This is a genomic window from Gammaproteobacteria bacterium (assembly GCA_029881255.1).
Taxonomy (GTDB): domain Bacteria; phylum Pseudomonadota; class Gammaproteobacteria; order S012-40; family S012-40; genus JAOUMY01.
The window spans coordinates 168755-194152 of record JAOUMY010000003.1; the positions used below are offsets into that span (position 1 = coordinate 168755).

At 48.6% G+C, this 25398-nt stretch carries 26 protein-coding genes; 10 read left to right on the plus strand and 16 right to left on the minus strand.

The window, feature by feature from the left end; translation table 11 throughout:
* Nucleotides 1-19: 19 nt before the first annotated feature.
* The 5 genes from OEZ43_08130 to OEZ43_08150 form a co-directional block, all read right to left on the minus strand.
* Nucleotides 20-709, minus strand: coding sequence for a flagellar hook assembly protein FlgD (locus OEZ43_08130; GenBank protein ID MDH5545544.1), 690 nt, complete (start codon nt 707-709; stop codon nt 20-22).
* 29 nt (nt 710-738) lie between these two features.
* Complete coding sequence (flgC, locus tag OEZ43_08135; protein ID MDH5545545.1) at nt 739-1152, minus strand: flagellar basal body rod protein FlgC; 414 nt, start codon at nt 1150-1152, stop codon at nt 739-741.
* On the minus strand, nt 1152-1532 hold the full coding sequence (gene flgB / locus OEZ43_08140) for a flagellar basal body rod protein FlgB (GenBank protein MDH5545546.1): 381 nt from the start codon (nt 1530-1532) through the stop codon (nt 1152-1154). The genes flgC and flgB overlap by 1 nt, the downstream gene beginning before the upstream one ends.
* 175 nt (nt 1533-1707) lie before the next feature.
* Nucleotides 1708-2562, minus strand: a complete 855-nt coding sequence (locus OEZ43_08145) for a protein-glutamate O-methyltransferase CheR (protein ID MDH5545547.1) — start codon at nt 2560-2562, stop codon at nt 1708-1710.
* Between the two features lie 43 nt (nt 2563-2605).
* Nucleotides 2606-3553: a chemotaxis protein gene (locus tag OEZ43_08150; protein ID MDH5545548.1), complete on the minus strand. Its 948-nt coding sequence runs from the start codon at nt 3551-3553 to the stop codon at nt 2606-2608.
* Between the two features lie 139 nt (nt 3554-3692).
* Here OEZ43_08150 and flgA point away from each other — a divergent pair, with 139 nt between their 5' ends.
* The 3 genes from flgA (at nt 3693) to OEZ43_08165 (ending at nt 5366) form a co-directional block, all read left to right on the plus strand.
* Nucleotides 3693-4394 carry a flagellar basal body P-ring formation chaperone FlgA gene (gene flgA, locus OEZ43_08155; protein MDH5545549.1) on the plus strand — a complete coding sequence of 234 codons (702 nt, stop codon included), beginning with the start codon at nt 3693-3695 and terminating at the stop codon, nt 4392-4394.
* 150 nt (nt 4395-4544) lie between these two features.
* Nucleotides 4545-4874, plus strand: a complete 330-nt coding sequence (gene flgM, locus OEZ43_08160) for a flagellar biosynthesis anti-sigma factor FlgM (protein ID MDH5545550.1) — start codon at nt 4545-4547, stop codon at nt 4872-4874.
* Between the two features lie 3 nt (nt 4875-4877).
* Entirely contained in the window at nt 4878-5366 is a 489-nt protein-coding gene (locus tag OEZ43_08165; GenBank protein MDH5545551.1) for a flagellar protein FlgN, read from the plus strand.
* On the opposite strand, the gene OEZ43_08170 is transcribed toward OEZ43_08165, so the two are convergent.
* Genes OEZ43_08170 through OEZ43_08185 form a run of 4 tightly spaced genes read right to left on the minus strand, consistent with a single transcriptional unit; the run spans nt 5345 to nt 8412 of the window.
* On the minus strand, nt 5345-5971 hold the full coding sequence (locus OEZ43_08170; GenBank protein MDH5545552.1) for a TIGR04282 family arsenosugar biosynthesis glycosyltransferase: 627 nt from the start codon (nt 5969-5971) through the stop codon (nt 5345-5347). The genes OEZ43_08165 and OEZ43_08170 overlap by 22 nt on opposite strands.
* Before the next feature lie 2 nt (nt 5972-5973).
* Nucleotides 5974-6648: a TIGR04283 family arsenosugar biosynthesis glycosyltransferase gene (locus OEZ43_08175; GenBank protein MDH5545553.1), complete on the minus strand. Its 675-nt coding sequence runs from the start codon at nt 6646-6648 to the stop codon at nt 5974-5976.
* 7 nt (nt 6649-6655) lie between these two features.
* The gene (gene arsS / locus OEZ43_08180) at nt 6656-7618 is read right to left on the minus strand and encodes an arsenosugar biosynthesis radical SAM protein ArsS (protein MDH5545554.1); all 963 of its coding nucleotides are present in this window, start codon (nt 7616-7618) and stop codon (nt 6656-6658) included.
* 38 nt (nt 7619-7656) lie between these two features.
* Complete coding sequence (locus OEZ43_08185; GenBank protein MDH5545555.1) at nt 7657-8412, minus strand: DUF547 domain-containing protein; 756 nt, start codon at nt 8410-8412, stop codon at nt 7657-7659.
* Between the two features lie 80 nt (nt 8413-8492).
* Between OEZ43_08185 and OEZ43_08190 the strand changes: the two genes are divergently transcribed.
* Complete coding sequence (locus OEZ43_08190) at nt 8493-9095, plus strand: sigma-70 family RNA polymerase sigma factor (protein MDH5545556.1); 603 nt, start codon at nt 8493-8495, stop codon at nt 9093-9095.
* A 2-nt stretch (nt 9096-9097) separates the two neighbouring features.
* Nucleotides 9098-9334, plus strand: a complete 237-nt coding sequence (locus tag OEZ43_08195; GenBank protein MDH5545557.1) for a zf-HC2 domain-containing protein — start codon at nt 9098-9100, stop codon at nt 9332-9334.
* A 75-nt stretch (nt 9335-9409) separates the two neighbouring features.
* Here the strand turns inward: OEZ43_08195 and grxD are convergent, their stop codons facing one another.
* The 3 genes from grxD to OEZ43_08210 all read right to left on the minus strand — a co-directional run bounded on the left by grxD (nt 9410) and on the right by OEZ43_08210 (nt 13193).
* A complete protein-coding gene (grxD, locus tag OEZ43_08200; protein ID MDH5545558.1) occupies nt 9410-9745 on the minus strand; it encodes a Grx4 family monothiol glutaredoxin in 336 nt (111 codons plus the stop codon).
* A 102-nt stretch (nt 9746-9847) separates the two neighbouring features.
* The gene (locus tag OEZ43_08205; protein ID MDH5545559.1) at nt 9848-11626 is read right to left on the minus strand and encodes an N-acetylglutaminylglutamine amidotransferase; all 1779 of its coding nucleotides are present in this window, start codon (nt 11624-11626) and stop codon (nt 9848-9850) included.
* 37 nt (nt 11627-11663) lie between these two features.
* Entirely contained in the window at nt 11664-13193 is a 1530-nt protein-coding gene (locus OEZ43_08210; protein ID MDH5545560.1) for a hydantoinase B/oxoprolinase family protein, read from the minus strand.
* A gap of 170 nt (nt 13194-13363) precedes the next feature.
* Between OEZ43_08210 and OEZ43_08215 the strand changes: the two genes are divergently transcribed.
* The 4 genes from OEZ43_08215 (at nt 13364) to OEZ43_08230 (ending at nt 17455) form a co-directional block, all read left to right on the plus strand.
* The gene (locus OEZ43_08215; GenBank protein ID MDH5545561.1) at nt 13364-13945 is read left to right on the plus strand and encodes a superoxide dismutase [Fe]; all 582 of its coding nucleotides are present in this window, start codon (nt 13364-13366) and stop codon (nt 13943-13945) included.
* Between the two features lie 295 nt (nt 13946-14240).
* The gene (locus tag OEZ43_08220) at nt 14241-15425 is read left to right on the plus strand and encodes an aspartate aminotransferase family protein (GenBank protein ID MDH5545562.1); all 1185 of its coding nucleotides are present in this window, start codon (nt 14241-14243) and stop codon (nt 15423-15425) included.
* The gene (argF, locus tag OEZ43_08225) at nt 15422-16339 is read left to right on the plus strand and encodes an ornithine carbamoyltransferase (GenBank protein ID MDH5545563.1); all 918 of its coding nucleotides are present in this window, start codon (nt 15422-15424) and stop codon (nt 16337-16339) included. Before OEZ43_08220 ends, argF begins: the two co-directional genes overlap by 4 nt.
* A gap of 72 nt (nt 16340-16411) precedes the next feature.
* Complete coding sequence (locus OEZ43_08230) at nt 16412-17455, plus strand: ABC transporter ATP-binding protein (GenBank protein MDH5545564.1); 1044 nt, start codon at nt 16412-16414, stop codon at nt 17453-17455.
* Nucleotides 17456-17504: 49 nt separating this feature from the next.
* Here OEZ43_08230 and OEZ43_08235 read toward each other — a convergent pair whose 3' ends face one another.
* Both OEZ43_08235 and prsT read right to left on the minus strand, forming a co-directional pair.
* A complete protein-coding gene (locus OEZ43_08235; protein MDH5545565.1) occupies nt 17505-18446 on the minus strand; it encodes a PEP-CTERM sorting domain-containing protein in 942 nt (313 codons plus the stop codon).
* Nucleotides 18447-18576: 130 nt separating this feature from the next.
* Complete coding sequence (gene prsT / locus OEZ43_08240) at nt 18577-21303, minus strand: PEP-CTERM system TPR-repeat protein PrsT (GenBank protein ID MDH5545566.1); 2727 nt, start codon at nt 21301-21303, stop codon at nt 18577-18579.
* A gap of 582 nt (nt 21304-21885) precedes the next feature.
* Between prsT and OEZ43_08245 the strand changes: the two genes are divergently transcribed.
* The gene (locus OEZ43_08245) at nt 21886-23466 is read left to right on the plus strand and encodes a S8 family serine peptidase (protein ID MDH5545567.1); all 1581 of its coding nucleotides are present in this window, start codon (nt 21886-21888) and stop codon (nt 23464-23466) included.
* A 68-nt stretch (nt 23467-23534) separates the two neighbouring features.
* Here OEZ43_08245 and OEZ43_08250 read toward each other — a convergent pair whose 3' ends face one another.
* A complete protein-coding gene (locus OEZ43_08250; protein MDH5545568.1) occupies nt 23535-24176 on the minus strand; it encodes a c-type cytochrome in 642 nt (213 codons plus the stop codon).
* 148 nt (nt 24177-24324) lie between these two features.
* Nucleotides 24325-25398 carry a nucleotidyltransferase family protein gene (locus tag OEZ43_08255; GenBank protein ID MDH5545569.1) on the minus strand — a complete coding sequence of 358 codons (1074 nt, stop codon included), beginning with the start codon at nt 25396-25398 and terminating at the stop codon, nt 24325-24327.

The window sequence follows — 25398 nt, forward strand, 5'->3', positions numbered from 1 at the left end:
TACGATTACCGCAAAACTGTTACAAAATTTCTTTCACTTGATCCATCGTCATGCTGCCAAGACCGGCAACATTTAGTTTCATCCCTTCGCCATTGCGCCCAAGCGTAACGCTATCAACTGGCGCAACAAAATTTGTCGTAAAAGCTTCTTGTTTACCCGCAATATTTCCTGTGGCTGTAATGGTGTAATCGCCAGACGGCATATCTTGCCCTTGATCGTCTTTACCATCCCATGCAAAACGCGCCAAACCTTCGGGTTCACTGCCCAACGATATGTTGCGTATCGGAACACCCATATTGTTGCGAATTTGCACTTGAATATCTGTTGCTGTTTCTGGCAATTCAACTCCACCAAAAAATCGCTCACCTTCACCTTGCGGTAGAAAGCCTTTATCCGCAGGAACCATCACAAAACGTCCAACCAAGCTAGACGCCTGTAGTGCCTGATTTGAAACCATGGACTCATTCAGTTTATCTATGGACTGCTGCATTTCCTGCAAACCTGAGACGGTACTGAACTGCGCCATTTGCCCGAGGAATTCGCCGTTATCCTGTGGCTTCATCGGATCCTGACTCTGCACCTGCGCAATCAGAATTTTTAAGAATTCTTCCTGACCAAGCGTGTCGCGCTTCTCGGCTTCCTTGACCTGTTTTTTACCTATCCCTAGTTGATCAATCAGAGGATTCGGTTTTGAGATGTCGTTACTCATAGCGTCTTACTCCGCGTACTCACCGGAAACTATTGTCCCAGTCTCAGTGTTGCCATCAACAACTGCTTTGATGTGTTCATAATCTCCACGTTACTCTGATAAGAACGGGAAGCCGAAATCATGTTTGCCATCTCTTCCACCACATTCACGTTGGGTAAAAAGATATAGCCTTCTTCATTTGCTAACGGGTGCTGAGGTTCATAACGCATACGTAACTCAGCCTTGCTTTCAATTATCCCTTTAACGCGCACGCCGACAAGGGAACCATCTTCACGCGCTTCGTTTAATGCTGCCGCAAAAACCGGATGCCGCGCACGATAAGTCTGTTCAGTACTGCTACTCACAGATTCCGCATTGGCGAGATTACTTGAGGTCACATTTAAGCGAACCATTTGCGCACTCATCGCCGAACCGGAAACATCAAAAATGCCTAACAGCGACATTATTCACCTCCCTTGATGGCCTTGATCAGGCCCTGAAACTTTCCTGTCAAGAATTGCAGACTGGCCTGATACTGCACACTGTTCTGTGCAAACTCAGCCTTCTCTACCTGTTGGTCGACGGTATTACCGTCGAGTGATGCATGGAACGGCACGCGGTAAAGTTCTTCCGCATCGGCAGCTGTAGCACCGTTAGGCTGGATGTGGCCTGCATGCGTCATCGTGAGTTGTTCGCCTTTGTTCATGCCAGCCATGCCCTGGAGCACAGACTGAAAATCAATATCCTTGGCCTTGTAGTTAGGCGTGTCCGCATTGGCTATATTGGACGATATCAGGGCATGACGGCGCGTGCGTATGTATAACGCCTGCTCGTGTATCCCCATTGCCTTGTCCAGATCGAAACGCACGGTATTACTCCTGCCTGTTATTCCTGCAGGGAAAACAGCAATCCACATGCCATTTCTTAAATCAAAGGGATTTCATAGAGTTACGAAAAGCAGACTGGTTCCAGGGAGAGGCAAAGCGGCAAACCCCTACCGCTCAAATTCGCCATAGAGGCTATATGGAGGAAGCCTGTGAGTTACGACGATAGATGACGCCGTTACCGACGCGCTCCATCGAATAGGCCTCGGTATAACGATTTGGTGCCTCGGAACTACCCAAAATAAGATAACCGTCAGGCTGCAAAATCTGACTCATGCGGTTGAGAATATCTGACTTCAATTCTGTAGAAAAATAGATCAACACATTGCGGCAAAAGATGACATCAAAACGGCCTAAGAGTGTATAGGAACCTTTCAGATTGAGTGGACGAAAATCCACACGCTTTCTGATCTCGGGTCGTATCTCCCACAGATTACCGCTCTTGATAAAGAAACGCTTTTTGCGTTCTTCCGATAAACCTCGGGCCATGGCGCTATCGTCGTAACACCCTGCGCGGGAATACGCCAACATAGTCGGCGAGATATCCGTGGCAATAATCTCGATACCACCGGAAAACGTACCAGGATTCGCCAGCAAAAACTCCTGAACGATGATGCCGATAGAGTATGGTTCCTGGCCAGAAGAACATGCGGAGGACCAGATCTTGACTGGACGATCGCGTATTTTGGAAAGCGCCGGCAGAATATTCTGTTTGAGCACTTCGTAAGGATAACTATCTCGAAACCAGTTGGTTTCGTTCGTAGTCATCGCGTCGACAACTTTGTCTCTGAGCCCTGTGAGTATGCCGTCCGATTGCTTCAGCTTTTCCAGCAGTTCACCAAAACCACCAAGCTTATGCTCTTCCAACAGTCTATTGAGGCGACTACTCACCAGGTATTGCTTGCCATCCCCTAGCAATATCCCTGAGGCGTCTTCCAGAAAACTCCGAAAGGTGTCGTATTGTTCCTTAGTAATAACCTGGTTAGTCAATGGGATCCCACCGCGTTAATGTCCTTGCAGTCTACACTACCATTTAACTTTTCTGGTAGTTTTCATACCACTCCTGAATACTACGCTCAACTAATCCACCAAGTTGGTCACTATCGAATTTGGATAGAAAATCATCCGCTTCAACGCGTTCAAGCAAGCTGGAATCAAACACTCCGCTAAGCGATGTATGTAGTAAAACTTTGAGATGACGCAAGGCTGCGTCATTTCGAATTTCGGATGTCAGGGTATAACCATCCATCTCAGGCATTTCCACATCAGAAATTACCAGTGCCAACGTCCTCAGTTTCTCTGGATCGTTGTCGCGCCAGGTTTGCAGTTGGTCGAGTGCCTTGCGTCCATCTTCACAGGTAGTGATATCAACGCCAACTCTGCCCAGAGTTCGCTTGATCTGATTCCGAGCTACGGAAGAATCATCCGCAATCAACACATGACAGAGTTTTTTAACATCGTTACCAACAATGTTGCCACTCTCACTTTTATCTCCAATACCAATGCTGCCGCCGGTTACTTCGTAAAGTACTTTTTCCACATCGAGAATTTCGACCAATTCTTTGTCTACCTCGGCAACCGCCGTTAAATAGTGATTATTGCCTGTGGCTTTGGAAAGTGGACGGACATCCTCCCAGTGCAGATTCACGATGTGCTCCACGCCGGATACCAGAAAACCCTGAACATTACGATTGAACTCAGTAATGATCACAGAACAATTCTCAATGTTTTCCAACGGTGGCAAACCTATGGCTTGCTGCAGATCGATAACCAGAAACGTGCTACCACGTAGCTTGGTCATACCTCTTACCGCGCCACTCGCATGTGGTACGCGGGTCAAGGGAGGACAGGTAATGACTTCGCGTATCTTAAATACGTTTATTCCGAACTTCTGTTTGTTATGCAGGTAGAACAGCAGTAATTCGAGACGATTCTGCCCCACCAGATTTGTACGTTGATCTACACCTTTTAGAACTGACATCTGATACCTTAAAAACGCTATATCGCCGATCTTTCCAATATCGGCGGATATCGAATGATTCTTAAAGGTATATAGGTATCGAATGGTCATTCCGGGCATGTGGCTTGCAAAAATCCCTCATAAACAAGGCGATCCTGTAATGTTCAAGTTCCTACGCACACCTCTGCCACTTATCATTTGCTGTATCCATCTCCCGGCCCAGGGTGCCGTGCAGGATCTTGATGCCGTTCAAACGCAGGTAAAACAGTTCATTGCCGCCTCAATCACACAAAAGCCTGGAGTTAGAACAAAGATCGAAGTAAACGCCCTGGACCCGCGTCTACGTCTCAAACCCTGTGGACAAGCCCTGGCAATTACGCAGCAGAACGCATCACAGACGGGTAGCAGGCGCACACTTCAGGTCAGTTGTCCGGACAAAACCGGCTGGACTATCTATGTTCCTGTTTCAATAAGTCAATTTGGCAGCGTCATGGCAACTCGTAGCCACCTGCGGCGCAATACAGCCGTCTCAGCAAACGATATTGTTGCCATTGACATGCCATTAGATGGATTGACGAGTGGATATTTCATGCAGGCTCAAGATGTTATCGGTATGTTTACCCGACGTAACCTGCGCAGTGGCATGGTGCTTGCCCCTAAGCATTTGAGGCCACCGCATATCGTCCGTAAGGGAGAGAGCGTCACCATACAGGCGATAGTGAGTGGGGTGGAAGTCAAAATGAACGGCACGGCGATGACAGACGGCGCCAGAGGTGAGGTGATAGACATCATCAACAACTCCTCGAAGCGCGCAATTGAAGCAGAAGTCATTCGTCCCGGCGTAGTTCAGGTGCGACTGTGAGGGTCTGGCAAGGGATTTTTTTAATTGGTCCAAGCCAGGTCTTAAGCTATTGATTAAAAAAAATGAAAAAAAGCTAAAGTTTTTCTGCGAAGTGTCGACTATCGACTATAGAGACACCTGTTTTAGAGAAATTTTCTGGAGGATATAGAAATGGCCATTGAAATTACCGGTTCGGGACACAACCCCGGCACCATTATCAGCGAAAGTCAGCGCCAACAAGGCGTTCAATCCGCGACCCAGGCCCAGCCTGCACCTGTGGCGGCAACGCCCGTACAGGAAGGAGACACGGTTAATTTGACCAGTACCGCGTCTCAATTACGCGCACTGGAGCAACAACTCAGCACACAGCCCGTGATCGACACTCAACGTGTTGCTGCAATCCGTAACGATATTCAAACAGGCCAGTACCAGATTAATCCTGCTCGCGTCGCCGACAAGATGATACAACTGGAAAGCCTGATCAATCAGCGATTGGGATAATCTATGAGCGCCGCCGCCCAGTCCGCGAAACAGTTGCTCGACGAGCAGATCAATATACTCACGCAGCTATCGCAACTCCTGCGAGTTGAGTACGATCTTCTGAGCACGCAAAAGCCGGATGATCTGCAATCCTACGGCGAGCAAAAGCAAAACATGGTCAACGATCTGGAAGTATTGAATCGTAGCTGGCAGGATTTTCTACGCGCACAGGGCTGCGAGTTCACCCTTGAGGGCATACGCAAGTGTCTGGTGCAAATGGATACCGGCGCTACTCTCGGTTTGGAATCTCTGTGGAAGACCTTGAGCACGCTATCCAAGGATTGTCAGCAACAGAATATGATCAACGGCGCGGTGATTGCCTTACGCCAACAGGTAACGCAACAAGCCATGGATATTTTACGCGGTCAAAGCATGGGTGGTTCGCTATACGATAACAAAGGCGGACATAAACCCGGTGATGGCAGTAGCGGTCATACCATCGCCAAGGCCTGATAACGCCGAAAATCGTCGATTTCATCCACATCCCATAACTCCGCCAATTCGCTCACCGACAGGCGCAAATTTTTTGCACGCCGACGTGTTTGCTGCATGACTTCCGAACTGCCCCAGGGAATCTCGTCAAACAACTGTTTATACACGACCTTCATGCCCAGCAACACGTAGCCACCATCTTCCGCCGGATTGATCACAACATCAGAACCGGCAAGCAAAGCGGCAAAAGCTTGCCGCACTCTTGCCGCGTTCATTGCCGGGCAGTCTGTACCCACAATGACCACATGACAGGGCTGAGTCTCCGCATTAGACAAATTGTATTCAAAAGCGGTCTGCATGCGTTGACCGAGATCGCCGGAACACTGGGCATAAAGCTCGGCGTCATACTGCTTTTTCGCCTTGGAGAATACATCGTGTTCACAATCAGGTGCACACCATAACTGAGTTTGCCAATGTTTTTTATCGACGCAGTTTACGAGTGTTCGTGTGATGAGTTCCTTCTGCAAATTTGCCGCACCGTCCGCGCCGAGTTCAGGAATGAGACGTGTTTTGGAATACCCAGCTACGGGGGCCTTGGCGAAGACCATTAAAATACGACGCGGCATGGTCATAAATACTGACGCGCCAGACGTTCGGGCGAGACACCAAGAAAATACGCAAGACGCAAGCGCCACATTAATAAGATGGTGCGCGCAATACCGCGGCGTTCCCAGCGACGACTAGAGGTAGTAAGCGCTTGTGAAATACAATACGGACGGGAGATCCGCTTGAGTCGTCTGCTAAGTTCGATGTCTTCCATCAAAGGAATTTCCGCGTAGCCCTTGAGTTGTTGAAACAAGGAACGACGGACAAATATCGCCTGATCGCCGGTGGCGATACCACTAAAACGGGAACGTATATTCATCAGCATTTCGACGATGCGCAGCAACCAGTGACTGCCCGACAAACGCACATCAAAACGCCCCCAATTGCGCCCTGTTTGTTCAAGGCCGTTACATACGATGTTGACGGCATGATTTGGGAGCTGCGTATCCGCGTGCAGAAAAAGAATAATATCGCCGCTCGCCTTGCTGGCGCCGGTATTCATTTGTCGCGCACGCCCCTTGGGGCCAACAAAGGCCATGTCTGCGTGTGGCGATGCTAGCGCTACCGTACCATCATCACTACCACCATCGACGACGATGATTTCATGCCCCTGTTGTCGCCACTGTTGCAAACCCCGTAACGTTGCTTCGATATTGGCTGCTTCGTTGTATGTGGGAATGACAATCGATACTTTCATGAGATGCTTAAGCTAGCGCACCACCGCAACTACTGCCCTGTCCTGCGGTACAGGCATAACAGTGATCGGCAATCACAATCGGTGCACCGCTGATATCCTCGCTAGTCAATTCACTGATATGGGTTTTGCTCTTGTTCGACAGCTTTGCCGGTAATTCCAGCTGTTGATTGAAATCGCAATCGTAAACGAAACCCTGCCAATCGACGCTGATCAGGCTTTTACACATTACGCCATCCAGATTGGACTCTGCGTATGCGGATTTTAGCAGACCCATGTATTCGTCAAATTGCCCTTTCGAAATCAGCGTACTGCCAAATCGTTTGATTGGCATATTGGTTATCGTGAAAAGCTGATTGAATTCGATGCCGTAATTTTCGCCTAAATGGCGTTTGTAATCGGCTTCGAGCTCTGCCTGTGGTGGCGGTAAGAACGGTCCGGTTGGGTTATACACCAGGTTTAATTCCAATCCTGAGCCCTGTTTGCCATAGCCCAGATCATTCAATAATCGCAGACCGGTAAGACTGCCGTCGAACACGCCTTTGCCTCGCTGACCATCGACATTTTCCTGTAAATAACAAGGCATCGATGCGACCACTTCCACTTTATACTGCGCAAGAAATTCACCTAGACTTTCATATCCGGGCTCAGACAATATGGTGAGATTACACCTGTCTATCACATGTATATTCATCTCGCGCGCGGCAATCACCAATTTACGGAAATAGGGATTCATTTCCGGTGCGCCCCCGGTCAGATCCAGACTTGCCGGTCTTTGCACGCGCATATAATCGATGAGTTGCTGTATCGTTTCTTCGTCCATATTTTCTTTGCGCTTTGGACTGGCATTCACATGGCAATGCAAACACTGTTGATTGCAGCGATAGCCTAGATTGACTTGCAAGGTGTGCAGTTTTCCGCGAGAAATTGCGGGGAAATCGGTTTGTTTTAAAAGCGGCAACGTAGCGTGCATAAGGTCTCCGATGATGGTGACTTGCTGGTTAATCAAATCTATTTGCTATTCAATTCCCAGTCATAGTTGAGGTCTGTTTCAATTTCCATACCCGCGGGTAGCTCTGGTTTGTATTTTCTAAAAAAGGCAACCAGACCTCCCATGCTGTCGAAATCCTCTTCGAACCAGTCAAATATCTTCGAGACGTGGACACGATTGCCCTGGCGCAACAATCCTTTTTTGCTATTCGATAAAAAATTCAGGGACTGCGCATCTAACTGCGCATTCAATTGACGTGCTGTATAGGCCTCTTGCCGTAAATCCGGACAACTGACTGACGCGCAGACGATAGCCATGTGTATGCGTGGATCACCCATCTTGCGTAGTATTTCATGCTCTACCGCGTGTAGCGTAACATTTTTTCCACCAATCGTACCGGCATCCTTTTTCCACACCGGATTCAGCCAATTTCCGATATCGCGTATGCTGCTCACCGGCCAGTGATCAATAATTATTTTGATTGCCAGTATGTTATACGCATTAATGTAGAACGCCAGTTTCTCTTCATTTGTTTGCAATTTGTGCAGTGGATAGTCTGCAATCTGCTGATATACGGTTTGTAAGCGAGCATCCTGGCGCAATCGTTGGTAGTCGAGCTGATTGAGCTCAACGCCATTCTTTTTGCCCCTACTGACATTGTCTGCCAACAATTGATTGTATTGTTGCCAATCCGGTTCGACCGCGAACACTTGCGACATCGATAACATGATTAACAATAGACTTGACGCGGTTACTGTCCACCTGAAAAAAGCCATACCTCAAGACACCTTTGTTTTGATGTCTTTGATGGACGAAGCACGACAAAATTTGTTACAAAGAGGCCCAGGAAGGAATTATGTCTACAGACGAATCAGACCTAATTAAGCGATTAATCGCCGGCGAAGAGAATGCATTTCGGGAAGTGGTGTCAACTCACCACGCCAATATGCTTTATCTTGCGCGTAGCTTTGTCGGTGATGCCATTGCGGAAGAGGTCGTCCAGGAATCCTGGGTCTCGGTGCTCAAGGCCTTGCCAAACTTTCAGCAGCGCTCCAGCCTGAAAACGTGGATTAGCCGCATCGTTTCCAATTGCGCATTGACGCGCCTGCGCAAGGAAAAGCGGCTCGTACAATTTGCCGATATGAGCGATCTGGAAAGCGGTCAACTCGTCAGTGATCGGTTCAAATCCGATGGTCATTGGCAGCAAGCACCCCTGGTCTGGGAACAGACTACCCCCGAGGCCATACTTGAGAGCAACCAGCTCAGGGAGCAGATTCGTAGCGCCATGGACCATCTCCCGCCTATACAGCAAACCATCCTGAATCTGCGGGATATGCAGGGACTGGAAATGGACGAAATTTGTAAGATTCTGGACATCAGTGAGTCTAATAGTCGAGTTCTGCTGCATCGCGCCCGTACCAGGATGTGGCAAGTCATTGATAAAGCAAATAGAGACTGATCATGTTGAGTTGTAAAGACATTACTCAGATGGCAAGTGATTACCGTGATCACCACATGGGTGTATGGCAGCGCATGCAATTTCGCGTGCACCTAATGATGTGTACCCATTGCCGCCGTTTTATGTATCAGCTGGAGACCACCATAGGCAGCATCAGCCGGATAACGCCGGTTGAAACCGATGAAAAAACGGTAGAAGATCAGGTTGCACGCCTGTTGGCCGAGTCCCGTAAGAAATAGGCCGGCCCATCGGGATAAAGGACAAAAAAAACCGCCCACAGGGCGGTTTTTCGTTTCACGAGTAATCTGGGAGGCTTACTCGCTGATTTGCTTTGAATTCTTGATCGCTTCTTCGACCATAGTCTTGAGCTCACCGCTTTGGAACAGCTCAAGCGTGATGTCACAGCCACCAACCAATTCGCCATTAATATAAATCTGAGGAAAAGTAGGCCAATCGGCGAAAGCAGGAAGGTTCTGAAAAATTTCTGGATCTTCAAGCACATTGACGTAGCCGAACTCAACGCCACAAGCCTGTAGTGCCTGCGCGGCGCGGCTGGAAAACCCACACATAGGAAACTGGGGTGATCCCTTCATATAGATAAGTACAGGCGTGCTTTCTACCTGTTGTTTAATTCTTTCCAAAACGTCCATTAATATGCCCTCAATCTGGAAGTCGTGATATGCCCAATACAATATCGTTTTAGTCAGGTATTTTCAAGCGCCAATCCGGCTTTTTTTGGGCTTTATACAAAACTACGCCGCATCCACATTACGCTGCAGCCAAAATTCCAGGAGTGCCAGATGCCACAGCTTGCTGCCCTTGATACGGGTAAAATGGGATTCAGGCTCAGACAATAGACGCTCAACATAGTCACGTTGGTAGATATCCCGTTGTAAACAGGCATCAGACATTAGAATATCGCGCATGAAGTTTAGAAAGTCTCCCTGCACATATTTCAGGGCTGGCATCGGAAAATATCCTTTAGGCCGATCAATAACGGCATCCGGTATCAAACCGCGGGAAATATTTTTTAGCAGGTGTTTTCCACCCGATTGTAGTTTTAATTCCGGCGGCATCGCCGCAGCAAGCTCCACCAATTCATGGTCGAGGAAAGGTACTCTCGCTTCCAATCCCCAGGCCATGGTCATATTGTCTACGCGTTTCACCGGATCATCGACGATGAGTGTCGTGCAGTCAAAACGCAAAACCTGATCAATAAAGGTATCGGCATTTGGCTCTGACAAGGCTTGTTCCACTAACGCACTGGTAAAGTCTTCGCTATACCATGCCGGCGTCAGCATGCGCGCGAACTCGTCGTGATCACGATCAAAGTAATAGTTGCGAAAACGCTCTAACGGTTTACCTGTTGCGTCATGCATTTGTGGATACCAGAAATAGCCGCCAAATACTTCGTCAGCGCCCTGGCCGGATTGAACCACTTTGACGTGTTGCGACACTTGTTCCGCCAGGAGATAAAACGCCACAGCATCCTGACCAAACATCGGTTCCGTCATTTGGTCCACGGCTTCCGGCAAACGCGGTAGCACTTCACTGTTTGGAATATGCAGGCGCGTGTGTTTGGTCTGATAGCGTTCAACGACCTGGTCGGAAAATTCAAACTCACTGCCTTTTTCATCACCGATATCTTCAAAACCAATGGAGAATGTTCGCAAATCCTGCACACCGGCTTCGGCCAATAAAGCGACTAACAGGCTCGAATCCAGCCCGCCAGACAACAACACGCCAACAGGCACATCGGCAATTTCCTTGCGCTTTTGTACCGCACTGCGTAACGCGGCGTGTATGAGCTCCTGCCATTCACTTTCATTTTTTGCTGTGGCTGGCCGTTGTGCATTCAAGCGCCAGTATGTCTTTTCTTCCACTTGTCCGTTGTCATGCACAATCATATATGTGGCCGGTCTGACCTTGCGTATACCGTTCAGAATAGTGCGTGGAGCAGGAACGACGGCATGCAATGAAAACAGATTGTGCAAGGCGACGGGATCTATGCTGGTATCCGAATCCTTTGCCGCTAGTATCGACTGCGTAGTGGAAGCGAAACGCAGGCGTTTTTTGTCGAAACTGTAGTAGAAAGGTTTGATCCCGAATCGATCACGCGCGAGAAATAGCTGACGTTTATTCATGTCCCATATGGCGAAGGCAAACATACCGTGCAAACGCTCAACGCAAGACGCACCCCAGGCGTGGTAGGCCTTGATAATCACTTCTGTGTCGCCATCGGAAAAAAACTGATATCCCTTTGCCTTTAATTCTTCGCGCAGGATTCGGTAATTGTATATCGTGCCGTTAAACACGATGTTCAAACCCAGTTCGCGATCTAACATTGGCTGGTGTGAACGTTCTGACAAATCGATAATCGATAAACGTCGATGTCCAAATCCGAGAGGGCCATCGAAATACTCCCCCATGGAATCAGGGCCACGACGCTCGAGCTTACTCGTCATGTTGCGAACAACCTTCGCATCTGCTTGCTGCCCGTCAAAACGCAACTCACCGCAAATTCCGCACATATCTCTTCCTATCGCTGCCTAAAGCAAAACAAAAATTTTATCCATAACCACCACCGCCAGGCGTTTTGATGCACAAACGCTGGCCTTTTTTTACTGTCAATGTGACCTTGCCGGGGAGTTTTTGTTCGTCCAGTGTATTTTCGCCGGGCTGACCTGATGCGCCGTTACCCAACCCCCAAGGTGTATGACGGCGGCGTTCCGTTAACAAGGTAACTTGCGCGTCATCGAGAAATTCGAGTTCACGTATTAAGCCATTTCCACCTCGAAACCTGCCATCGCCGCCGGATGACTCTCGCACAGCATAGCGCCGTACACGCAATGGATAATGCATTTCCAACGATTCAATTGGTGTATTCAAGGTATTCGTCATATGGGTCTGTACCGCATCCAGTCCGTGAGATGTTGCACTCGCCCCCATACCACCACCCATAGTTTCGTAATAATCCCAATGCTGTCCATTGTGAGTGCCACCCATGGCTAAATTATTCATCGAACCATGGCTCGCTGCGGCAACTTTTTTCGGGATAGCTTGCGCCAGAGCGCCGAGCACCACATCAACCACCCGGGTACTCGTCTCAACATTTCCTGCGGCAACAGCCGCAGGTCGACGCGCATTCAACAAACACCCCTCTGGCGCATGTAGACGTATGGAACGAAAAGCGCCAGCGCATGCAGGAGTCTGCTCCGGCATCAAACAACGAAAAACGTAATAGACACCTGCCGCCGCGACCGACAGTGGACAATTGATATTTCCCGTGACTTGCGCAGCGGTGCCAGTAAAATCCACCTCGACGTCGTGACCACGCACCAGCAAGTGGACCTTGATTGGGATATCGAGATTACCCATACCATCATCATCAAGCACATCTTCAAATCTATAGCTGCCATCGGGAATGCTATTTAATGCCGTCCTCGCCAGACGCTCAGCGTAGTCATTGAGTTCATCCAGTCCTGTTTCAAATGATGCGATACCTTGTTTAGCAATAAATTCAGACAAGCGTTTAACGCCGAGCTGATTCGCACTCATTTGCGCAACAAAATCCCCGCGTGCATGAGAAGCATTACGCACATTCCCCAGTATGGACTGAAAAACACCTTCGTCTAAAACACCGGCGCGCACCAACTTGGTCGGTGGTATAACCACACCTTCTTCGTCCAGTGATTTGGACAAAGGCATAGAGCCTGGACTGGACGCACCAATATCCGCATGATGGGCGCGATTGGCGACGAAGGCGACAAGCTGTTCGTTTGCATAAACCGGCGACACTACGGTGATATCAGGTAAATGCGTTCCACCCAGATAGGGGTCGTTGAGGATCAATACATCCCGCGCGTTCCAGTCCGTGTTTCCAACCAGATCGCGCATAGCATAGGCCATACTGCCGAGATGAACCGGGATGTGCGCGGCCTGGGCGCACAATTCCCCTCTGGCGTCGAAGATGGCGCAGGAAAAATCCAGTCTGTCCTTGATATTGGGCGAGAATGCCGACCGCTGCAGGACCACGCCCATTTCGTCGCAAATCGCCGCGATGCGACTGGAGAAAATTGAAAGCTCTATTGCATCCATAGGTTTAGCCATGGGTTTATCGGTCACAAATACTACCACGCCTGCTGGCTCAAGGAGTTATAATGTCCGCCGCTTTACGGCTTGCCTCACATGCGTGCTTACTTTAGACTACGTTTAACCATACAAAACTTGTCAAGAATTGCACCACAAAGTATTTGAAGGAGACTTTCATGGAACACAAATTACCCCAACTGCCATATGCAATGGACGCCCTCGCCCCGACAATTTCCAAGGAAACCCTGGAATACCACTATGGCAAGCATCATCAGACTTATGTCACCAATCTGAACAATTTGATCAAAGGCACTGAATTCGCTGATGCGAGTCTGGAAGACATCATCAAGAAGGCTTCCGGTGGTCTGTTCAATAATGCAGCACAGGTGTGGAATCACACTTTTTACTGGAACTGCCTCAGCCCAAATGGCGGTGGCCAGCCTAGCGGCGATCTCGCTAGCGCAATCGACAAGGCCTTCGGCTCTTTCGATGCCTTCAAGGAAAAGTTTTCTACCTCTGCAGCAACCAATTTTGGTTCAGGCTGGACCTGGCTGGTGAAGAACAGCGACGGTTCGGTAGAACTGGCAAATACATCAAACGCCGGCTGCCCACTGACTGAAGGTAAGACGCCGATTTTGACTATCGATGTTTGGGAACATGCGTATTACATCGATTTTCGCAACGCACGCCCCAAGTACATTGAATCCTTCTGGGGTCTGGTTAACTGGGATTTCGCTGCGAAAAACTACGGCGCGTAGTTAAAATCCCTTCGCATTAAATCAAAAACCGGGGTGAATCTGCACGATTCCCCCGGTTTTTTTCGTTTTTCTGCCGCGATAGCACCGCGAAAGAATTGCGACATGCTATAGGTATGGCTAGAATACTTGGCTCCTCTTGACGAGGATAAATCGGCAGTTCGTAACAGGCGTTTCTATATTTAAGGGTCCGATTTAAATCCCGACCTGGATTCTGTAAGAAATGTTTTAAGGCAAATTATTCTGGAAAGCGGTCTCCGCGAGGCCGCTTTTCTCATTTTGGCGAACGAGAACAGCGATGTCAGATACGATTATGAAAACCTACAACCGGATTCCTCTCAGCTTTACCCGCGGAGAAGGTGCTTATCTATTCGACGCAGACGGTCGGCAGTTTCTGGATGCGGTGAGCGGAGTTGCCGTGTGCTGCTTGGGTCATGCGCATCCTGCAGTGTCCAAGGCTATTTGTGAGCAAGCCAATACGCTTGTGCACACTTCCAACCTTTTCCAGATCCCTTTACAACAACAGCTTGCTGATCGATTAACAAAGCTTGCCGGCATGGATAAAATTTTCTTCGGCAACTCTGGGGCCGAAGCTAATGAAGCGGCGATCAAGATCGCGCGCTTATACGGAAACAAACAAGGCATAAAAAACCCTGCCATCATTGTTACCGAGAGCAGTTTTCATGGCCGCACCCTGGCGACATTATCCGCCACCGGCAACCGCAAGGTGCAAGCCGGGTTTGAGCCGCTGGTACAAGGATTTTTGCGCGTTCCATACAACGATCTTGAGGCGATACGTCGTGTTGCCGAACACAATAATCAAGTGGTCGCGATACTCGTCGAACCGATACAAGGCGAAGGCGGAGTGAACATCCCTGATGCCAATTACCTGGATGGGATCCGCGAGATCTGCGATCAGCATAATTGGCTAATGATGCTTGATGAAATTCAAACCGGCATGGGTCGTACCGGTAAATGGTTTGGCTACCAACACGGTAAATCCACGCCTGATGTCATCACCCTGGCAAAGGCTCTAGGCAATGGCGTACCGATAGGCGCCTGTCTTGCGCGTGGCCCAGCTGCCGACGTGCTCGGCCCGGGCAATCACGGCTCAACCTTTGGTGGCAACCCGCTCGCCTGTGCAGCCGCGCTCGCAGTGGTTGAAACCCTGGAGAAGGAAAAACTGATTCAGGCCTCGGCTACTACAGGCGAGAAAATCCTTGCCGGTTTCAGGAAGGCACTCGAAGGGGTGGAAGGGGTAGTCAACATTCGTGGCAAAGGAATGATATTGGGTATAGAACTCGATCGTCCCTGCGCAGAGATGGTACAGCGCTGTATTGAAAATTCCGTACTGGTTAATGTGACTTCGGAAAAAGTCGTACGCTTGCTGCCCCCATTAAATCTTTCCAGCGCACAGGCGGACACCTTGGTAAAAACCGTCAGCGATACAATAAAAACATTTCTGCAGGAGAGTAGCGTATGACTACGCCACGTCACTTTCTGACTCTGCGCGACTTGAGCGCAGAAGAGCATCAATACCTGATACGACGTGCAATTGAACTCAAACGCATGCACAAGGCCGGTGAAAGCTATGAGCCGTTGAAAAACAAAGTGCTTGGCATGGTGTTCGAAAAATCATCGACCCGTACCCGGGTTTCTTTCGAAACCGGCATGATACATTTTGGCGGCCAGGCAATTTTTCTTTCGCCACGCGATACACAGCTGGGACGCGGAGAACCCATTGAAGATTCAGCCCGCGTATTATCACGCATGGTCGATATCGTCATGATACGCACCTTCGAGCATCACAAGCTGGAGAAATTCGCACGCTTTGCCTCCGTACCTGTTATCAATGCACTGACAGATCAGTTTCACCCCTGCCAGTTGTTAGCAGACATGCAAACCTATTTCGAGCACCGTGGCGATATCAAGGGCAAGACAGTTACCTGGATAGGCGATGGCAATAATATGTGTCACTCCTATATCAATGCCGCCGTGATGTACGACTTTAATCTTCGGATTGCGACGCCGAAAGCCTTTACCCCAGACCCGGAAATCGTAGCGTTCGGCGGCAAGCGCATCACTGTTTGCAAAACGCCACTGGAAGCTGCCAAAGGCTCCGATCTGATCAGCACTGATGTGTGGGCCAGCATGGGACAGGAAGATCAGCAGGCTGAACGTGCGCTGCAATTTCATGACTACCAGGTCAATGATGAAATCATGGCCGCCGCAAATAAGGATGCCGTATTCATGCATTGTTTACCCGCCCACCGCGGTGAAGAAGTGACAGCCGATGTTATAGACGGACCACAAAGCGTGGTCTGGGATGAGGCTGAAAACCGTCTCCACTCGCAAAAGGCTTTGCTTGAATTTCTCATGATCGGGCGCATGGATTAATCTGCATAACTGTACCGAAAAACATTCGTTGTTTTTTCATCCGTGAACAATTAAACATTGATGCTGTAACCCATGAGCCACATCCTTGAACTGGAAAACGTTACCTGCGCTTACGGCGAATCTGCAGTCGTCAAGGATCTTTGCCTGCGCATACGGGAAGGATGTTTTACTTGTTTGTTAGGACCAAGCGGCTGCGGCAAGAGCACTATCTTAAGGGCAATCGCGGGGCTTGAACCCGTGCAATCCGGACAAATAACGATGGATGGAAAATTAGTGTCCTCCACGCAAAAAATGATGCCTCCGGAAAAACGCCAGTTGGGCATGGTGTTTCAGGACTATGCCTTGTTTCCCCATATGAGCGTAACGGAAAATATCTGCTTCGGAATACGTAAACTCGACAGCCAAAAACAACGTAGAATTTCCAGCGAATTACTGGAATTGGTTGGCCTGGAACCCTATGCCAAACGCTATCCCCATGAGCTCTCGGGGGGACAGCAGCAACGCGTGGCACTTGCGCGCGCATTGGCGACTGAGCCCCGCATCATACTCCTGGACGAACCTTTCTCTAACCTCGATGTTGAATTGCGCGAGCGCCTCAGTCTGGAAGTACGCGAGATACTCAAGACCAGAGAGATCACCGGCGTACTGGTGACACATGATCAGGCAGAAGCGTTCGCCGTTTCTGACATGGTTGCTGTTTTACGCGATGGCGAATTGCAGCAATGGGATACCTCGTACAATCTTTACCATGACCCCTGTAACCGTTTTGTCGCTAATTTCATTGGTCAGGGCGTTTTTCTACCTGGTGAGTTAATCAACCCGAATTGCGTAAAGACAGAGATTGGTGAAATACGCGGTGATCGCGCCTATGATTGGCCGATTGGAACACGTGTTGATGTGTTGATCCGGCCCGATGACATTAAGCCAAAAAAAGATAGCCTATTGCGCACCAGCATTATAGAACGCAGCTTCAAAGGCTCTGAGATTCTCTACACCTTGAAATTGACCAGCGGACACCAATTATTATCGGCTTTTCCCAGCCATTGTGATTTACAGATCGGCGAGCAAGTCGGCATTGAACTCGACTTACATCATTTAATTGCATTCAAGCAATAAAAAAGCACTCCGAAGAGTGCTTTTCATAAAGATATGGCGTCAGTTAAAACTATTTACGTCTACGAGTGTATCCCAGTCCCAACAAACCAATAGCCATTAGCGCCAAAGGTGCGGGTGCCGGCACTCCATTGGGAGGTGTACTTCCACCGGGTTCACAGATCACGATCTTCTTGTAACACCCACCGGAATTCTTGTCGTAATAGCTTCCGCCAGCATGTGTGAAGCGCAAATAGTCCTTATTGCCATCGTCATATGAGCCGGAAGACTCGGCGCCAGCCATAACCAGCCAGTATTTCGAAGCCACATAGTCGTCCACACCATCGTTATTTTTGTCAGAAACAAATCGCTTGGTGTACTCAGTTTCGCCATAGCTATTGGTTTTAGTGCTGGAACCATTCTTTCCGTCATAAACCTTATAAGCTTCCCATTCAGACGAAGCCAACAGATCAGAATACTTCTTGCCTTTCAGATGATCGTCTATCGTCTTGCCGTTTGACTCCCAATCCGAGTCATCACCAACATAGGCGAAAACAGTAAAGTCAGTATCAGAACGATATTTACGGGTAAAGCTTATCTCTTCCAGGACTACACACTTATCGCCATAGTCATACAGTACAGATTCAAAATGCCCACCATCGTTATCGACATAGTTGTGGAAGTCGGTCTCGCCGGCGTCTTTGGAACCGTATCCGCCTTTATCGTAGTATGCATCGTGCTTTTCAAACGATTTATCCCACTTGGAATCCGACCATGAAGACACCTTCACTTTCTTGCTTCTGTCACCGTCGTCGTAGCTATAGTTCCAGTCGCCGTAGTCGTCACGTCCGTCACGATCATAGTCGCCACAATTGGAATAACAGCTATCATCGTTGCCGCTACTCCAGGAATAACTGCCTCCGCTATATGACATCCCGGCAAAAGATGTCGCGCTTGCCAGACATATCACTAGCCCGAGTGATACAGCTGAGAGGGTCTTGATTGGGTTCATCATTTTAATTGTCCCTGAGAAAAATTAGTTTCTACAGAACTAAAATACAATTAACATGCCAAGCGTGTTTTTTCATAATTTTCATATTGTTAAAATTCCTTTTAACAGTAATTGTAAACATCTTCGACAAGCATCAAGGCTGCAACCGATGCAGCATTTTTTCCGCATCCTTACGTTGAGGGAATTTAACACTCTTTTCTAGAATGTTTCTTAACTGAGACACTGCTTCGTCTTTCCTACCCATTTTTTCAAGGGCAACAGCGATATGAAACCCGACCTCCGGGTTCGCAGAGGCGCGGGCATGGGCGTTACGCAAAAAGCGCAATCCCTCCTCAGCACTTCCTGAACTCACCAGAATCCAGCCCAGAGTGTCATTAAAGTCAGGTCGATCAGGTTCCTGCTCATGCGCCCTTCTCGCTAACTCAAGAGCACGTATATCTTTGTTTATAAGATAAATATTGGCCAGATTATTAAGTGACTGCGCATGCTTGGGGTTGCGCTTTATAATCGCCTCATAATGCTCCGCTGCGCTATCTAATTCGTTGATTGACAACAGTTCCTGCGCTAACGCAGCTCTTATCTGAATACTGTCTGGATGCGTCTTTATCCAGGCCTCTAACACACGCCTCGCCTCGTCGTTATTCTTCTCGTTTTTATAGGCGCCAAACAGCTTCAAGGTCAGCGCTTCGCTTGGCTGGACCTCGAGGGCCTTATTGTATGACTTGCGTGCAGATGTAAACTTTCCCGACGCCGTGTACCAGTCTCCACGTAGGCGGTGATATTGAGCCTGATCCTGAGATTGTCGTAGTGTTTCGATCAGCTTTTCCGCCTCTTCCAGCTTATCCAGTGAAATCAGACTCTCGACCAAAACCACACGCGCAGGCTCAAAGTTCTCGTCACCTTCGATCGCCTTGCGCAAAGACCAGATACCACCATCCACGTCCCCGGCTTCGTACTGCAGTCGCGCAAGTCGAAATAGTAGTCGTGTGTCATATGAGGCCAACTTGGCTATATCACGATAAACACTACGAGCCCGATCGGGCTTGCCACTAAAATTGTATGCATTACCTAACAATTCCATCATTTTTATGCTTTCAGGAAATGCCACGCTGCCTTCGCTCGCTATCGCTAAAGCCTTTTCAAAATTTCGGTTACTGAGATAGGTTTCGATCAAATGGGTTAGGGCTGAGATGTTTGCTTTGTCCTCATCATAGGCCTTCTCAGCAAGCCTGATTGACTCGTTTGCTTCGCCGCGCTTTCTTGCCAACTGACTTTTCGCAATATAAACCGTGGCCATATTGCGATTTTGTTTTTCGAGCTCGTTGAGTATGGCACCTGCCTCATCCAGCTTATCCTGCATAGCTGAAATTTTTGCCAGATTCATTTGCGCTGGGAAAAATGATTCATCAGATGACAATATATGCCGTAGTTGCTTTTCCGCTTCTCCAAGTTTCCCATTCTCTATCAGGGCGACAGCAAGCATGTTTCGCGCAATCAAATTCTCTGATTGTATGGCAACTAGCTTACGTCCGATTACCTCCGCATCTTCCATCTTGCCTTCTCTAAAATACAAAGAAAGCAGCATAAATCCCGCCCTCGGATCCTTGGCCTTTTCAAAAAGAAGATTAAAATCCTGTCGCGCATCGTCTTCACGACCAAAATTCAAATCATTGATTGCCCGCTGTAAACGCGCTGTCGTCCCACCATGTCTTTTTACTGCAAGGCTCAGAATCTCATCCGCCTTTGCATATAAGTGAATATTCGCGTAGGCGGTGCCAAGCAAAGTGAGCAACTCATAGTCATTGGGATTCTTCAGTCGCGCAGTCTCAAGCACCTCGACAGCGTCTCTGTCCAATTGCTGGGCCATGAGTACACGCCCGAAAAGCTTCTGAGCCTGCGATACACCGGGATACAGGCGTACATAAATAGAAAGATAGTCGTGGGCTTTTTCATATTGTTCGATATCTAACGCCGTCATCGCGGCCAGCATGAGCAATGTAGAGTTACGTTGAAGATTCTTGATATCGATAGGTTCCAGGAAGGCATAAACACTCGTCAACACCTCCTGTGCTTCCTTCTTTTTTCCCGTTTTCTTCAAAAACGAATAATTTAGATACATACCGCGAGGGTCGCGAGGAAATTCTTTTTTTAACACCGCTAGATCTTTTTCCACCAGTTCATTCATTCCCAATTCCAGGTTCAAACTGGCACGACCAAGTAAGGCGTTTATGTTTTCCGGTGAAGCTACAACAGACTTGTCATAATACTCAGCGGCTTTTTGCAGACTACCTTGCGCATAGCGAATTTTTGCCATCAGTTCCCATGCACGAGACGAGTTTGAGTCAAAATCCAACGCGCGCGAGACCTGGGTTTCAGCCTCACCTAATCGTTCTTCACTAATCATCACCTGAGCCAAACCAAGATATGCTTTTGCCGAATCTTGTTTGGTGGATTGCGCCTGCTCAAATTCTGCCCGCGCCTTTTTCAAATCATTCAGTTTTATATAGGTATCCCCACGACGAACCAATAGCTCGTATTGCACATCTTTGCTAACACTTTTTGTGGAGACTAAGTCAACGACTTCCTGGTATTTGTTCTGTATGAATAATGCATCTGCGAGAGGTACCAATACCAGCGCGTGATCGGCTCCCATACGCATAGCGCGACTCAACTCCTTTTCTGCGCCAGCTGCATCCCCCCCCTCAAGCAAGACTTTTCCAAGCAAGACATGCGCGACGAGATAATCTCCATCTTGCTGTATCGCATTTTTGAGATGAATCAACGCTTCCTTGAGATCGCCTTTTTCGTAGGCCTGTAAACCTTTTTCATATTGTTGCGGCGCCAGGTCTTTCTCTGCCAAAACGGTGACCGGGTGAAAGATCATTAAGGAAAAAAAGCAGAAAAAGGCTATTTTAATTACCTGATTTTCAGCTACCGATTTATTACAGAGAAAGAATTGAAAAAGTTTTGACATTCGTTAAATCAGTCCAGGAAGTTTTAAGAAAATTATGAATGCTAAATTGCTCATCGCCTACTTAAATCACAAATGCTAAACAATCGACCCAGCAGGCGAATCCCACAAATAATAGCAGTCTTCGAGACACGACAGTATGACACAAACGTATTAATGTGCTCTTAACGTTTAAGCCTTAGGACATGTTTCAAACCGCAGTATTTCTAACAAAAACACAATCAAGATTTACATTGGCAAATATTGGCCCGCTTTCTGCGTCCGCCGCTCTTGCTCCAGAAATAGTCACGAACCACTTGTTCCGCTTTTAGTGTGCGCCAAGTCTCGACGTAAGTTTGGGGAGGAGCACAAAACCAATAATATGGGGTACAAAAAAGGCTGCGTAAGACGTTATGCAAAACGAGTATGCCTTCATTCCAGGGCATAGAGCATATCCAACAGACATTAGTGCTAACGATTACGAGAGAATATATGTACAAACAAATTCCATTACTCAGCAAAGCAAAAACCGTCCTCAACCCACATTACTCAACAAAGATACTGTTAGCCTTCGCACTACCTGCTTTAATGGCGACTCCGACCTACTCAATCGCTCAGAGCGACTGGGCCGTCGGTGAGATCCTGGTAAAAGGTAATCCAGGCATTAGTGACGAAACGCTTGCGTTGATTCTTCAAAAAGCCGGCGCTGCTGCTCTAGAGAAATTGCCGTTTATTGGCGTACACCGGGTAAATGTCCCTGCGAATAAAGAAGAGGTATTCGCGAATGCCGTATCTAACATTCCTGGGATCGCCTACGCAGAACTGAACAGACTTTTACCTTTAGCAGAATTCATCCCCGACGACCCCAAGTTTAGCGTTCAGTGGCATCACCAGCATGTTCATACACCTTTCGCATGGGACATAGCGACAGGTAGTAATGTCGTAGTCGCCGTTCTTGATACCGGCGTACAGGTCGATCACCCCGACCTCGCAGGTAATTTGCTCAGTGGCTTTAATACCGCTGATGACAGCACGAACACCATTGACGTCGTTGGTCACGGTACCAAGGTAGCTGGCGTCATTGGGGCAATCGCGGGAAATAGTATTGGCGTTGTAGGTATGGCGTTTAACGCCAGCATACTGCCTGTACGCGTCACAAATGACTCGACCGGAAACGCCTATCTTAGCGATATAGCTCAAGGCATCGCCTGGGCAGCAAACAACGGCGCCAAAGTCATCAACATCAGTTATGGCGTATCCGGCAGCAAAACGGTTGACGATGCCGCCCTCGCTTTTCGCGATTTAGGAGGTGTTGTCTTCGTGTCAGCAGGAAATAGCGGCACTGATCTAGGCTATAGCGACCAGCAAGGCCTAATTGCCGTTTCCGCCAGTGACAGTAACGACAATATTACCTCCTGGTCTAGCTTCGGAAATTATGTTGATCTCATAGCCCCTGGCTTAGGCATATGGACAACCGCAACCGGCGGAAGCTATGGAGCACCCTCAGGCACTTCCTTTTCCAGTCCAGTGGTAGCAGGTATTGCCGCCCTGTTAATATCTGTCAACCCTACTCTCACAGCCGCGCAGGTAGAACAAATTCTTGAAGACAGCGCGACAGATCTTGGTACGACAGGATGGGACAGCAGATACGGTCATGGCCTGGTAAACGCACAGGCCGCTGTTCAAGCCGCACTAAACATGGAAGGGCAAACCCCGACGCCAACTACTCCTACTCCCACCGAGCCACTTCCGGCGGATACAGAGTCACCACAAGTCAGCATTGTTTCCCCAGGTGATGGCATAGTTGTCAGTGGCACGGTCCAGATTGAAATACGCGCAAGCGACAACTTCGCAGTCAGCATGATTTCCTGCTATGTCGATAACAACCTAATGGGAACTGCCGCTGACACCGAAAGCTTTACTTGCAATTGGAATACGCGAAAAGCCACAGCAGGCCTACACACACTTCGTGCAGTCGCCAGAGACGCGGCAGGTAATGAGGGGGCAATCCAGATAAATGTCGAAACAAGCGATACCACTAGCTCTGGCAAAGGAAATGGACGAAAACGATAGTAGTCTCTAAAAAAAAGCGGGCCTAGTAGGCCCGCCTTTTTCTTTATAACTCTCGACTTGGTGCTCGATCAGTCCAAGCTAGCAAGATAATCCGCTAGCGCATCGATCTCTTCGTCGCTAAGCTTTTTGGCAATATCCATCATCATGTTGGCGGGATCATTGGCGCGAGTCGTCGCACGGAAATCGCGCAATTGCTTGGCGATATATTCGCGGTGCTGACCACCAATAACCGGGAACACATGGTTATTTGGCGCTTTGCCCTTACCGTTCTTACCATGGCAATTGATACAGCCATATAAACCGGTGCGAGGATTACCTTCCTCGAATATCTTCTGGCCCTTAGCGATACTCTTTTTATCGTCAGGTTTGCCCATCATATAACGGCTACCGCCCATAGACATCTGCGAGGAATAAAATGCAGCGATATCTTTTATATCCTGCAGCTCGCCCGCCATTGCCGCCATAGGTGACATGGTATCGTTCTGACGATGTCCTTTCTGGAAATCGATAACCTGCTTAATGATATAACCCGCTTTTTGTCCGGCGAGGTTCGGGCACTCGGGATTTACACTCATGCCATCTTCACCGTGACAACCCATACATAGGCCGGCTTTGTCTTTACCCGCAGCGGCATCACCACCGGCAAAAGCCCCTCCAGCCACGGATACTAATGCTGCGAACATCGCAACAACTGTTAATTTTTTTATCATAATCAACCCTTTACCGTCTCTCTCTTAAAGAACGCTATACGTTAATCTCACCCGTAAAAACGGCGCGAAAGCCTGTATTTTAATTAAGTAGAAGGGGAAGTAAAGGTTTATTAAGCAAAATTTCAGTAAATACCCGACAGGGCTATTACTACGCTGCCGCGGTGTCTGTTTGAAAACGGCGTTTCCACGCCTTGCGTATCAGATGCGGAAGCAAACGGTATATAGGCATGCGCAAATAGTGCGATCGCACATACAGCACCCAACGCGCGATACCCGTGAAACTGTCACGACAACTTGCATGTTCCGGCATGAGGCCTCGATGAAATAACAGATCCATGTAGCGGGGAAAGATGGGCGCATATTTGGAACTTAGACGCAAAGTCTCCTCTGGCACCGGGCTCAACAAGATTTTATGCACATAGCGCAATGCGTAAAACACTGGACGACCTAAACCCAACTGTCCGGCGCGATTCACTAACGCCTGCCAAAACCCCGGGTCTAGTTGCGAAAACTCGCGCATTAAAGCGTCCAGGTCGACTAGATCTCGCATGCCGTGCTCCAGCTCACCGTCGCAAAACAAATGTGTCGCACTATGTATAACCATATCCAGAGGCGACAAGCGATACGCGCCATCTTGCTCTATTGCGGACGCAAACAATAGTTCAGTTTTAACCTTGAGCCTCGCAGTCGGAGGCAGAATAGTATGGTGCAAATCAGTCACTGTATTCCGCTGCCGACTTATTAACGGCGGCAGCTCATGCATCCACTTGCGATAATACATTTGATCATATCGATCCAACGCCTTACGAATCCATCCGTTCAGAATCAAAGCACGCTCCGCACGCTCCAACCGGTCAGCCGGGACCATGATATCAACATCGGAAAATATTCTGCCATGCATAGGGGGCAGTTCGGCCATAACATAGGCCGCGCCTTTTAGAAAAACTGGCTGTATATCCGCCTTGGCAAGAGCACTTTTCAAACAGTGAATTTCCCATCGCACCGAGTTTTTTTGTTTTTCGAATAGAACGCGTGCTGCTTCGAAGTGCCAAACTGCGGCTGGCGGTATCGCGAATTGCAATTCATGCTGCACCAGCAAATAGTCAACTCGCGCCAACAAAAACGCGGCACGCGCCTGCCTAATTAATAGCGCCCAATCCTGCTGAGAAAAATCAACAACAACACCCGGCCTGGCCAATACTTCCCGCAGCAACACCTGCAC